The organism is Pseudomonas sp. PvP028, assembly GCF_017832255.1.
Taxonomy (GTDB): Bacteria; Pseudomonadota; Gammaproteobacteria; order Pseudomonadales; family Pseudomonadaceae; genus Aquipseudomonas; species Aquipseudomonas syringae.
Genome location: NZ_JAFIBL010000001.1, coordinates 2,282,590 through 2,296,612, shown reverse-complemented (window position 1 = coordinate 2,296,612; position 14,023 = coordinate 2,282,590). Strand labels below are relative to the sequence as shown.

Sequence of the window (14,023 nt, the reverse complement as noted above, 5' to 3'; positions counted from 1 at the left end):
CATCAGCCCTCCACGTCGGTTTCTAACACTTCTTCAATCTGGTCGCCGTGCTCAGCCACCAGGTACTGTGCCAACGACTGAATGGTGTCGTGCTCGAAAAACACCACCACAGAGATCGCCAGCCCCAGACGGCTGTTGATCAACTCACACAACCCAACAATGCTGATCGACTCGTAGCCGTTTTCAGTAAACGTTGCTACAGGACTAAACGAAGCTGACTCCTTGTCCAGCAACTCCGAGGAGATTGAAACCAACCACGAAACCGTTGCCTGCAACTCGTCACTGGCGCCATCAAACGAATAGGCTGGCTGTTTTTGCGCGACCGCTGCCAGTGGCGCAGGCGATGCAACGGGAGGTTCCACGGTTACCTGCGGTTGAATGACTGGCGTGTTGTCAGCGAGAGTTGCGGCCTTCCAGATGAACGCGAATTGCTCATCCGAATGGTTTTTGTCCAGGGCGTGAATAAATGCAGTGGCAATGTCATTGGCCGCGTTGCCCTCCACTTCCAGCGCTACGGTCTTGCCTTCGCGGTAACCACTACCCTGCAACGCCGCGCGATAACGAGCAAAGGTTTTTGCCAAGGTGTTGAGCTGTTTACTGTCGTGTTCCTCGACGGTCATGACGATGGAGAACGATTGCAGCTGGGAGTCAAATGAGTAGGTCGCCTCATCTAGGTTAATCAGTGCCGCGAGATGACGAATAAGCGCCTTGTCTTTCAACGGTTCCTTATGCTGCTGAACCTTGTCATCGGCCGGAACAATGTAATGCACACCCTGGACATCGCCCAGTTGGTCTTTTATCAGCAACAGTGCATTGAACACGGACTTTCTATCGTCAAGTTCAGCCGCGTAGTAGCCGACTTTGGTATTGTCCAGGCTGTTCTGAAGTAACCCGATTTGCTCATCGATGTCTGGCGATGAAAGCGCGTCACCCAGGATTGCGATATGGCATCCGCTGGTTTCATCATCAATCGCACGAATCACACTTTGGCCCACCTCATTCAAGCCGTTTGCCAGGACATAGACACCGTTGTCATTGAGTAACGAGCCTGATTCCGGCTGGCTGACTTTCTGCACGCTGCCGGCATAGATACTGTCGTGGGCACACAGGTATTCAGCGATGTGAGTCTGTGTGTCTGCTGCACGGTTGATCAGCGTCGAAATGTTGGCAAACGAGCACAAGGCTTCACAGTAAATAATCGTCAGTTTGACATTGGCAGCGCCCAGCACGTGCTGTTCCAACGCCCCGGTCAATGCTGCATAGAGTTGATACTGGCGATCGAACGGCATGATGATTTGCAGGTGCAAAGGCTGAGTGCTGTCCGCCAGCCAGGCTTTGACCTTCTTCGCCAGTTGGCGTGAGACGGACTTGGCCAGATCAGCGAAAGACTGGGCAAAGCCGTTCGGCAGGACTTGCTGCCATTCTGAAGAGCCGGCATCGAGGCCGCAGGTCTCCAGATCTCGCTGGAAGTAATCCAGGGTGTCCAGGCCAACGACACAGATTTTCGTATCGGCCTGCGCCGGTTTCGGATGTGGGCTCACGTCCACCTTGTTCCAGCGATGAATAAACAACGACTTCGGTTCGGCGGTGACTTTTTCGACCGCCACCGGTGCCGTAATGACCGGCTCGCCAACCACCGGCTCAACGGTTTTCTGAACAATCTTCCCTGCGACTTTTTCAACGACCGGTTCAACCATAGCGGCTACGGTTTTCACCCGCTGCTGCACAGGGGCTGCCTCGACTTTTTGAGACACGCCGGCCGTGTGGTTGCCCATCGGCAACCAATGACGGTTTTGTGAGAACGGGTAGGTCGGCAGGCTGATACGTTGCCCTCTTTTCCCCAGCAGGCCGCCCCAGTTAATCACCACCCCTTTGGCCCAGAGCGCGACGATGTTCTGGTATTTACCTTGCTTCAGCCATTCAGAAAGAATCAGCTCAAGGGAGTTATCCTCGTACAACAGCTTCGCTGTGGCGTCCATCTCGCTGGCATAGCAGACATGCAGCGGGGATTTGCTTTTTTTATCATTCAGGAATGCATCGAGGTTGTCTTCAAGGTGCTCGATGGAGTCCGCCAGGAAGCTCAGGCGGTACGGCATTTGAGTGCGGCCGGTTTGCAGCGTATAGGCAATGTTGCCCAACCAGTATCGTGGCTGGTTGTTCAGGGAGGTGTTTTGCTGAGCGTTGTAGTGGATGTAGCCCAGCAACTGCGCAGCTCTCTGGTGTAGCGCCTCCTTTGATTTTGCGGACAACACGATCAGTTCCGGGTAATCCATCGTGTAATTGACCTGATTCGACACTTCCTCGTGCTCTTCGATGATGAAGTGCGCATTCGCACCGCCCGCGCCAAAGGACGACAGGCCGGCAATCCGCTTTTTGACCTCTTTATTCGGCAGACGCCAATGGGACAGCAACTGGGGAATCGAGAAGGAGGTTTTTTCGATCTGCAGGTTTTTATTAATTTTCTTCGAGTGGAGCGAAGGGACGATTTGCTGGTATTTCAGTTGCAGCAGAATCTTGGTCAAACCGGCCATGCCTGCGGCACTTTCGCAATGACCGATATTCGATTTCACCGAGCCTACCGAGCAGAACTTACCTTGTTGTGCCGAGTCTTGATCGATGGAAAACGCCTGCCTCAGCCCATGAATTTCGATGGCGTCGCCCAGATTGGTGCCCGTACCGTGCGCTTCAATGTACGAAATGTCCGCAGAACGAATGCCGGCCTGTTGGACCACTTTTGAGATCAGCTTGCTGTGAGCTTTCGGGCTTGGAACGGTATACCCATTGGTCTTGCCTGCGTGAACGATCAGCGACCCGGTAATCACCCCATAGATGTGGTCGCCATCGCGCAGCGCATCCTCGTAGCGTTTCAACAAGACCGCACCAACACCTTCTCCCGGTACATAGCCGTCTGCACTCTCGGAAAAGCTCGCACATTTACCGGTCTGCGAAAGGTCGCCGCCCTGTTTCAGCACACCATATTTGTTGGGATGCAAGGTCAGATTGACCCCGCCGGCAATCGCGTAATCAATCTCCCCAAGCTTCAACGCAGAGCACGCCAGGTGCACGGCGGACAGCGATGACGAACACATGCTGTCTATGGCGACGCTAGGGCCTTCCAGGTTCAGGATGTAGGAAACACGGTTGGCAATGGAGGCAAAGCTGTTGGAGATGGCATGCCCATCGTACAGACCTTTAGCCGTTTCGCTGTGCAGCTGATACTCCTGGTACATCGCGCCGACATAGACACCGGTGGTCATGTCACTTTCGGCCAGGGAATCTTTGGTGTAGCCCGCATCTTCCAGCACCGAGAAAGCACATTCGAGGAATTTACGCTCCTGAGGATCTGTCAGCAGCGCATCGGTTTCACTGAAGTCGAAGAACTCCGCGTCGAACTCGTCAAAGCCGTCAATAAAGCCGCCCTTGAAATTTTCCGGATTTTCGACCCGATTAAAGCCGGTTTGCTCCCACCTTGCCTTGGGCACTGAGGTCACCAGGTCACGACCTTGCGACAGGTTTTCCCAGAACTCGTCCAGGGTCCGCGAGCCAGGGTAAGTACCATTCAGCCCGATGATCGCGATATCGCCGGAACGACGGGGTTCAGGGTAGGTTTCCTGGAAATCAAACACCTGAGGCAGTGACGCCGACGGGGCGTCAACCTCTTGAAGGGAGAATGCGCCCAGGTCGATCACGTCAAACTCAGTAACCGCAGGTGCGCTGGCAGGGGCCTGGGTGTGAGAAGCAACGGCAACCGGGGCAGCACTAGGTGGTTGTGCATCGCTGAAATCAATACCCAGCAACGCCGCCAAGGCCTGTTTATCTTGCTCGATAAAGTAATCGATGATGCCTTCGACGCTATCAATATCAAACAGCAGGGAACTGCTGACCTGCTCGAAATGCTCACGCAGTTTATTGGTGAGGGTGACGACCAGGATAGAATCGAATCCCAGTTTTTCGAGGGAGAGGTCCAGCGCGATTTCATCGACAGGAAGCTGAACGACGTCGGCGATCAGATCAGTGAAAAACGCCTGGCTCTTGGCTTTCAACATTGCAACGTTGACAGCCGAAGGGGTATTTGACGGGGTATGCATGGAGGACTCGTTCCCTGATGAATGACTGGATCCGGACTCAACGACCTTGGGGGCAAGGGACGCGGCGTGCTTTTGCGCACGCATCAACATCACGAACTGCCCCATGTCGTGGGCCAGCTCGGCGGGGAACTGCGTAGAGCCGTAACCCACTTGCAGGGCGGTGTTGTGCCACGTGGCAGGCTCCAGAACCGGAGAGCCCGGCACCCTGATGTGATCGTCGTTGTACAACCACCAACCGTCGAGGAAACCAAACGTGAGGTGGTTGAACAAGGTATTGCGGCTGAGCTCGTTGACGATCAATGAGCCCTGATCTTTCAAAACTTCCCAGACCCGGCGAATCGAGGCGGCAATGTCACGGGTGGCGTGTAACACGTTGGTGGCAACTGCAATATCGTAGTAATCACGCTGCAGTGGTTGGTCATCGACCGACTTTTCTACGTTGAAAATCTCGTAGCGCAAGAATGGATTGCCTGGCCCGTATTCCCGCTGGGCATGAAACAGAAACGACTTCGAAAGGTCGGTGTAGCAGTACTCTGCGATGTTGGCGTGAAACGGCGCCAGGTGCTTGAGTAACACGGCGGTTGTACCGCCGGTGCCAGCGCCCACTTCCAGAATGCGAATTTTCCGCTGAGGGTCAGCGGCCAGCAGCGTGTTGATTTCGTCAACCACCGTCCTCGAAAGCACCAGGTTGAAGTAGTCAGCAACGCGGTTGTTTTTATAGATACCCTCGACCATGCGCATCGAAGAGTCAGGGAACATGACGTCGGTGGCCTTTATTTTCCCGGTCAGTATCTCCTTGGTATGGATCAGCAAGGCTTCAACCAGTTTGACTTGAGCGGATTTATTATCATCCAGCAGCCATTCAACTTTTGCGGTGTTCCAGGAGAGCCAGGCTGCGCTGGCATCGCTCTCAGGAAACTCTGCCGTTTTGCTGAATTGACCGGCGTCGTGACGAAGGTAACCCTGGCGCACAAGGCTCATCAGGGTCTCCGTCAACCAGCGCGAAAAACCTGCGCGAATATCGGTCTTGCGAAGCACGTCTTCAACGGAAAACTCAGTACCGGAAAACACGCCCAAGGTTTCAAGGTCGGCAGCGACGATCCGGCAAAGGTAGCTGTCCATGTCCTCCAGGTAAAAAACGCCTTCCTCCCTTAGGGCCATATAGTGTTCATTCCGATACACATATTCCATCATACAGCCCTCCACTCCATCGTTATTTAACTGAGTTGTTGATTGCACAAAACCAAATTCTGTAGTGTTCTGATGAAGTGTCACCTTATCTATCAATGTTATTTTTTCTGGATCGTAGGCAGCGATAAAACTGGCCTGTAAATGATCCCCTGCAATCAACGCCTCAAAGGCCAACATGCCGATGGTCGGGTTGATTGACGCCATCCCGCTTTTTTCCAGCACCTTTTGATACGACGCATCACTGACAATGCCGACGGTTCCCCAATACCCCCAGTTCATGGTTCTGACATGGGTAGTTGCGCACTTGGCCTGCAAGTAATGGGCAAAACTGTCTTTAAAGGTGCACCCCGCAGCGTAATTACTCTGCCCGGCCTGGCGAGCAAAGCTCTGGATCGAGGAATAGAAGGCGATGAAGTCGAGGTCTAGATCGGCAAAGTAATTTTCGATGTTTCGGCAAATATCCACTTTCGCAGCAAGGGCCGAACTAAAGGTTGTTTCAGACATATTGGCAACCGTCTTGTCCTCCAGGACGATTGCCGAATGAATAATGCCGTCCAGCCGGCCATATTGACGGAGGATGGTGTGTCGTAATTGCTCCATTTGGTGTGGCTGGGTGGCATCAACCGATACGTACAGGGGAGCACGACCGAGTCTCTCCATGGCACGCAATGAATGACGGATTTCATCATTAATGGCTTTTCGACCTGCCCAAATGACTTGGCTATCGTGCCGTTGCAAAAGACGTTCGGTCCAGGCCTGGCCCAGGCCACCGGCACCACCGATGATCAGATACACCCCGTTGTCACGGTAGATCGGCTTGACCGGCTCACTGCCGTTTTCAACCGGCAACACCTCCAGGTGCTCGGCATACCATTGATCGTCGCGGCAGCAATACGTCTGTCCTTTGACTTTTCTTTTTTCAATGCCTTGCGACGAGCGCACCAGCGAGGGGTTTGAGGTCGCACGCGCCACAAAGGCGTCATCGACATCAAGCAAGCTTATCGTCCAATGGCTGTATTCTTTCGCAGCGGCACCGACAAACCCATGCAACCCGGCGTTGACCGCTGTGTTAGTGCCTTCGTTGTTGACATTGAAGTTATTCTTGGTGACGACCGTGATCGACAACCTGACTTCATCAGCCTTTAATGCCAGCAACGCCTTGAAGAACCTGAAGAAGATTTTTTCTTCGATACCATACTGTAAACCTTGATCCTCTGCGTGCACAGAGACATCAAGGCTACCGCCGATCCAGAGGATACTTTTAATCGTTCCCGGGATGTAGTCCGCCAGTGTCGCGGTCATACGTTCCAGCGTATCCAGCGCAGTAAAGCTGCAGTGAGCCTGACCGCCAACCAACGACAATAATCTCTGCCTGTTTGGTGACACACCCGCCGCAGAAGTGACTGGAATAATAACCAGAACGCTTTCATCGGTCGCCAACGACGGGCTGCCCGCTATTGGCCGCCAACGATTAACAGCATAAATGTTATGCACGGCATTGCTCATATCAAACCTTCTACCCAGAGGTAACAATCAATAGCACCCAAACACCAGGACCTGTTTAAGCTTCAGACAAGCGCGGCACACCGGACAGTATCCGTTGGCGATAACCATCCAGCACCGCACAGACATTGGATTGCGCGTCGTAGATAACAATGGTCCAGATTTCTTTCTTGCCATCATTCAGCACATGCCCAACCGACCAGGCGTTGAGTGGAATTTCCCGATACTGTTGAAAGCGGTCTATTGCAAAAGGAACCCGGGTTTGCACCCCACCCTGATCCCTGGTTTGTTTGGCTTTATCCCGCGCTACAGCGAGAATCGAGATGGCCTGAAGTGCAGAGTCTGCAAGGCAGGGATGAACCGAAAAAGGCGACTGTTTATTCGCCAGGATCGACGGCAGTTGCAATTGAGCGATGACCGTCGAGGGCGAAAAGTAGAGGGCCTTGATGCCTTGCAAACGGGTCTTGTGGGTAATGCCATGGCGACGCAACAAGTCATAGCATTGCGCTGCCGGTACTTTTCGATACTGGGCCAGCCCTGCCGCGCTCAGGTCAATCTCATCGAACCGGATCCCCTGTGCTTTCAGGTGACTGAACGACTGATCTTCTGCCAGCACCTGTTGACCTGACGACAACTCACAGATGGCTTGGGCATACAGCTGCTTTTTATCTCGGCTCAGCACCTTCAGGTCAGCGTTGTCGCCTCGCTCTGTCACTTCCACAATAATCGGTAAGCGTGGCGTGGCGTCGGTAAAGACCATCGGCTGAACCCAGGCAATATCGTTCAGCGCTATTTGGTAGGCATTCTTGAACTTGTCGCCATACACCGCGCAAACACTGCGTTTCATCAGCTCGATATACATCACGCCGGGCAGGACTTTCTGTCCCATAACCAAATGATCCGCGATGAAGAAATCATCCACCGTCAGGGTGAATTCACAGTACTTGCTGGCGGCTTTTGACCTTGCCGCCGTGGCTCGTGGGGCTGATGCGGGAGGACTCGGACGTGCAACGGAGGCCTGTTTCGCCGGCGCTTTATCCTTTGAAGACGCCCAGAACGACATGGAATTGAACGGACTTGCCGGCAGGCTACAAATGCTGCCCTGGAACGAAGCGTCGTTGACCTGGCCATTTTCAATATAGACGTGCGCTTGTTTCAGCAAAGCCTGGGCATTGCCCTGCCCCAGGTCGCTCGGCGTAAAGATTTGCATGCTCGGCTTGGCTGCTGACAGCAGGGAGCCCAGTGCATTGGCCAGTTCAGAAACCGAGCGGCAAAGAATCGCCACGCGCTTGCCGAAGTGCCTGCGCCCGCAGGCCAAGGTGTAAGCGATGTTGGTCAGCGACACCGTCGCGTCAGACTCGAGGTGCTCACGCAGTTTCTGCAGGAGTTTGACCAACTGTGGGTCAGAGTTCGCCGACAGCAGAATCAACTGCGGCCCAAACTTCTCCGCCGTGTGCCGTACCGGCTGGGGTAAATCACCGAGCACCACGTGCGCATTGGTGCCACTGGCACCGAAGGCACTGATCGTTGCCAGCCTCCGGCCATTTCTGGCTTGCCACGGTTGTGAAGATTTCGCGACATAAAACGGGCTACCGGCCAAATCAATTCGCGAGTTGCCTTTGGTGTGGTGAATCAGCGGCGGAATGGTGCTGTGTTCCAGTGCCAGCACCGACTTGATCACACTCGAGATACCGGCGGCAAATTGGGTGTGGCCAATGTTGGCTTTGACCGAGCCCAAGGCGCAGTAATTCTTGTGCGCGGAGTCCGTGGTGAAGGCTGCACAAAGTGCGTTGAACTCAATCGGGTCGCCCAGGTTGGTGCCGGTGCCGTGGGCCTCCACCATGGAGATGTCGTTAGCGGTAATACCGAAATCCTTGTACACCCGTTTCAGCAACTTCTCTTGCGAGACGGCGCTTGGGGCCGTGATGCCGTTGGTTCTGCCGTCCTGGTTGATGCCGTCACCGTAGATGACCGCGCGAATGTTGTCGCCATCGGCCAAGGCATCGTCCAAACGTTTAAGAATAATCGCCCCGACCGCTTCGCCGGGGACAAAACCATCGGCGTTTTCATCAAATGGCGAGCACGTCCCGGTGGGCGACAACATCCCGGCTTGTGTCGCCTGCACGTACAAGCGCGGCGTCGTCTGTACAAATACACCGCCCGCAATCGCCGTATTGGTGATCCCCAGTCGCAGGTCTTTACAAGCCTGATGGATCGCCACCAACGAACTTGAACACGCAGTGTCGATGGTCAGCGCCGGCCCTTTGAAATCCAGGTAATAGGCAATCCGCGACGCAATCATCGAGCCCATGTTGCCCCACAGCGCTTGCGCCGGTGCCTCACTGGCCTCGAACACTTCGTTGTAGTCGCCAGTCCAGCCGCCGACGTAAATGCCGAACTGATCTTTCACTTCAGGGGTCAGGCGACTGCCTGCATAGCCACTGTCCTCCAGGGCATGCCACGCCTCTTCGAGGAAAAGGCGTTGTTGTGGGTCCATATACGTGGCTTCAACCCCGGAAATGTTGAAGAAGATCGCATCGAACTTATCAATTTCATTGAGGAATCCACCGCGCTGGCAAACACCGTCGGGATACTTTTCCTGATTGAGATAGTCCGCCAGGTCCCAACGATTCACCGATTCGGTGCTGTCTTTGCCGTCGCGGATATTGTTCCAGAACGCCTCGGTATCATCGGCACCGCCAAAACGGCCACTCATGCCGATAATTGCAATCGGCTTTTGGTTGCGTTCCTGGCCAGTTGCAGGCGACTCGCTGAGTAGCTGAGGCGCTGGCCGAGCGAATTGAGTCGACGAGTCGACGATCGTCACAGGCGTAATCAGCCCATGGGCATGGCGGGATAGATCCTCGACATTCGGATAATCGTAGATACACGTGGTTTTCAAACCGAGACGATACTGTTCATTAAGCGAATGGATTAAATCAACGCCCAAAATGGAGTCCAGACCGTAATCGACAAACGACACCTCATTGTTGATCGACGCCTCATCCATCTTGAGTACATTGGCCAGTCTTTCTCGAATGAATCCGGCAACGGCCGGCACTTCAAGGCGAACGGGCACGTGACTGATGATTTCGGCGCTCACCTTCCCTGCTTCTGATGGCTGATCCAGGTGTCTGACGGCCTTTGCGTTCGAACCGACTTTGTCCAGGAAGCTATGGGTGTTGGCCGCAAAGGCATACTCGGGTATCCGGCATTTTTTCGGTTGCAGCCCATCGCTGTACAAACCTTCCCACTGCTCAAAGCTGCCATTGACCCACAGTTGCGCCAAGGCGTCCGACTCGTGGTGGGCAAAAGCAATCTGAACGCGGTCGTGGGCCAGCGCTTTTTGCTTGGAAAGCTCTTCAAACCGGTGAGTTTTCACCCCGGCATACAGGCCGCTACCATTAACCTGAGGGTCTTCCTCGCCAAGGAAGCGCTGGAGACGCTCGATAAAACCGGCTAGATCCCTGGCACAAATCGCGACGCGATGTTGATGGGCATTTCGACACGTTTGCAGCGTGAACGCGATGTCACGCAACGCGGGTACGGTCGACGATGAAGCGCCGCCCTGAATAACCGCCACCAGCCGCGCAATCGATACACTGCCTTGCCAATTGAGCATCGACAGATTCAGCCCGTAGCGGGTGTTGACGGCCTCGAACAGTCGATAGAAATCAAATGGTTTGAGCCCGGCATCGACCAAGGGGGTTGAATCGTCAACCTGATTCAACGAGAGATTGTTATCCAGCCCCCGAAGCGTGGCGCGAATAAACGTCGCAATATCCATTGCAGTGGAGGCTTCAGGCGCTTGCGCCTGAAGGAAATCCAGGAACCGACGGCAGTTTCTTTTCAGGCCTTGTTCGGTATTCGAAGAGAAAGGGAAAACCAACGCCTGGACATGTTCTTGCCCGACAGGTGCGCCAACGACCTGTTCCTGCGGCGCTGTGTACTCCTCCAGAATAACGTGGGCATTCACCCCCGCCGCACCGAACGACGAAACACCGGCGATACGATTGCGGTTGTTGCGCGATGGCCACTCGATCAGCTCCCGCTGCAAATAGAACGGCGACTGGTCGAACTCCAAGTTAGGATTGATCGTCTGTGCGTGCAGGCTGGGTACCAGGACCCGGTGCTGCATCTGCAGCACCACTTTGATCACACCGGCCAGACCGGCGGCGGCTTCCAGGTGGCCGATATTGCTTTTTACCGAGCCAATCGCGCAGGAAGACTCAGGCAGGTCATTACCCGAGAAACAGGCTTTGAGTGCGTTCAACTCGATGGGGTCACCGAGTTCCGTCCCGGTGCCGTGAGCCTCGATGTAGCTGAGTTCGCCCGCTGTGATATTGGCGCTGTTCAGGGCTTTCTCGATCACCGCCGTTTGCGCCTTGGGGTTCGGCACGGTGTAGCCTTTGGCGGCGCCACCATGATTGACCGCCGAGCCTTTGATTGTTGCGTAAATCCGGTCGCCGTCTGCCTGGGCCTGCCGAAGCGGCTTCAGAATAAGCGTCGCGACACCTTCACCCGGTACAAAGCCGTCCGCCTGGTCGCCAAAACTGTGGCACTGACCTTTTTGCGACAGCATGCTGGACGCACAGAGTTGTACATAGCTTGCGGGGTGCAGATACAGGTTCACGCCACCGACAATCGCCATCTGGCAACGCCCGGCCTTGAGACTATGGACCGCCTCATGAATCGCCACCAGCGACGATGAACACATGGTGTCGATGGGCATGCTGGGCCCATTGAGGTCGAAGAGATAAGAAATACGGCTGGCGACAGAACTGAACGAGGTCGTCGGAATCGTGCGTTCGTCTTGATTCCAGAGTGCCGGGCCGTAGAGATTGAAGCCAGTCTTGGTAATGCCGACGTAGACACCAACGTCGCCGTCATACTGCTGCTTGATTTTATCTTTGGTGTAACCAGAGTCCTCCAGGGCACGCCAGCAAGACTGCATAAACAGCCGCTCCTGCGGATCCATGGCGAGGATTTCTCGTGGTGAGAGCTTGAAAAACTGCTCATCGAAATCATAAGCCTGTTCAAGAAACCCGCCTTGCTTGCAGTAGGATTTACCGTCTCTGATGGCCTCGATTTTGTCCGTGGCATAGAAGTCTTCCAGGGACCAGCGCGACTCAGGAATCTCGGTCACCGCGTTCACGCCGTTGCGCAACAGCTCCCAGAACGCTTCGATATTCGCCGCCCCCGGAAACTGCGCGTTAATACCAATAATGGCGACCGCATCACCGGCCTGCGCATCCACTGCGCGGGGCACCGCCGGACGCGGCTGAGCGTCCTGACGGGCAGAGGCTTGCGGAGCCTGTTGGCTCGCTGCCGGGGCAACCGCGCCGAGCCACGCCTGCACCGCGTCGGGTTGCAACTGGCTCAGTGTGGTGGCCAGGTCATGAATGGATTCCACTTCGTACAGCAGCGTTTTCGACAGTCGAGAGAAATGCTCACTCAACGCCTGATTGATCCGCATGATGGAAAACGAGTCGAGGCCGTAGCTTTGCAACGGCTCGAAGGTGTCGAGTTTGCTTGTCTCCAGCTTCAGGACGCTGGAGATCAACTGTTTGAGGTGAGCGACCAATGGATCATAGGCAGTCTCAACCGATGTCACTGCGCCCTTCCCGCTGGCTGCTTGAGCCGTTTGCTGACTGAGCGCCGGGGTTTGCAGGTTCCGCTGTGGTTTAGCGTTAACGTACTGGCTATCAATTTTCACCGGATCGCCATAGGTCACCAGAACACGGTGGGTATCGGCGGCCAGTAACAACGTATTCACGTGATTGAGGGCCACATCGACCGGCAACGGCAACAGACCGTACTCGACGTGGAGTTCTTTCAGCGCCTGCTGATCAACACCCATACCGGCGTTTTCCCAGAGCGGCCAGTTCACCGACAACAGGCGATCAAAGCCGTTACGCCCGACCTTGTTTCGAGCGTCGCTGAAACCATCAATGAATCCATTGCCGGCCGCATAGTCGATCTGGCCGACAAAACCTAACTGGCCTGCACAAGAGGAGCAAAATAGAATGAAGTCAAAGCCCGTTTCAGTCTGTTGACTGACGTCGTTTGCAGCCTGAATCAGATGGATGCTGCCACTGACTTTGGCTTCCAGGGTATTTTCAAACTGCTCGACGGTTTTGTTGACCAGAAAACTGTCATTCAACGTGCCGGCGCAGTGGAAAATCCCTTCGAGGTGATGGGAGGCGACGACCTTGATCAACAGCGACTTGAGGTCCGAGTAGCTCGCCGCGTTCGCCGTGAGATAGGAAACCCGGGACTTTCCGTAGGTGTTTACCAATTGCAGGTACGGCGTATTACTTTGCAGATCGGCTTCACTGCGGCGCCCGGTCAATACGACGCGGGCCTGCTGCCCCTGGCGCAAAATGTAATCTGCCAAGTGCAAACCAATACCGCCTACGCCACCTATAATCAGATAACTCGCATCGGTTTTTATAAAGCTTTGCAACGACGCACCATCAGAACGGTCACTGAGCGTTTCAAACACCTGAACATAACGGACATTCTTGAGGTAGCGCACATACGCCGCGTGACTGTGCTGTTCCTCGGCCAGGCTATTTTGGCTTAACTGACCCAATGAGGCTTCATCGAGCGCCACCAGTTGAGTGGTAATGCTCGGGTGCTCCTTATTCAGGGTTTTCAGCATGGCTGAAATAGCCGCTTCCACTCCGACATACACAGATTCGTGCGCTACTTTGTCTTCAGCGTAACTATCGGGCCTCAGAAAAAACACCTGGAGCAGCGTATCCGCCGAGCTTTTCCGGCCTTTACCATGCTGCAAAATGGCCGTGACCTGCGCCTTCAAACTGACGAAAACGTCGAGGATCATCGCACTGGCCAAACCGCTCATCTGGTCGGCAAGCGTGCCTTTGGCGGCCGCCTCTTCGGGAGCCGACACTACCGTCATCCGGGCCAGCAGGCGTTGATCCAGGCGGGCTTTCAAGGTATCCACCAACCGCTCATGACCGTGCTCCGTTACGACCACCACGCAATGCTGTTCGTGAGCCTGAGCCACATCGAGCGCGCGCCCAAGCGGCGCATCGCGCCACACCGGCACATAACGCGTACTGCCCGGCGGCCCGGACTGCTCTTCACGCATACGGCCCCCGGTGGCGTCGGTTTTGGCCAGCGCCTGAACCGCTTGCTCTTTAGTAATACGACCCGCTTTGAGTTGATCAATAATGTAACGCTGAAAGTTAGCAATCTCATTGGAGTTATTCATG

The 14,023-nt window shown here is 54.9% G+C and carries 2 protein-coding genes; both read right to left on the bottom strand.

Going from position 1 to position 14,023, the window contains the following annotated elements; all coding sequences use genetic code 11:
* Positions 1–2 precede the first annotated feature (2 nt).
* Positions 3–6,785, bottom strand: coding sequence for an SDR family NAD(P)-dependent oxidoreductase (locus tag JOE34_RS10265; RefSeq protein ID WP_209995685.1), 6,783 nt, complete (start codon positions 6,783–6,785; stop codon positions 3–5).
* Between the two features lie 55 nt (positions 6,786–6,840).
* Positions 6,841–14,022, bottom strand: a complete 7,182-nt coding sequence (locus JOE34_RS10260; RefSeq protein WP_096116589.1) for a type I polyketide synthase — start codon at positions 14,020–14,022, stop codon at positions 6,841–6,843.
* Between the last annotated feature and the right edge of the window lies 1 nt (position 14,023).

What these genes read in the sequence shown, in the direction of transcription:
- JOE34_RS10265 (WP_209995685.1), bottom strand. Translation starts at nt 6,785, where the DNA reads ATGAGCAATGCCGTGCATAACATTTATGCTGTTAATCGTTGGCGGCCA.
- JOE34_RS10260 (WP_096116589.1), bottom strand. Translation starts at nt 14,022, where the DNA reads ATGAATAACTCCAATGAGATTGCTAACTTTCAGCGTTACATTATTGAT.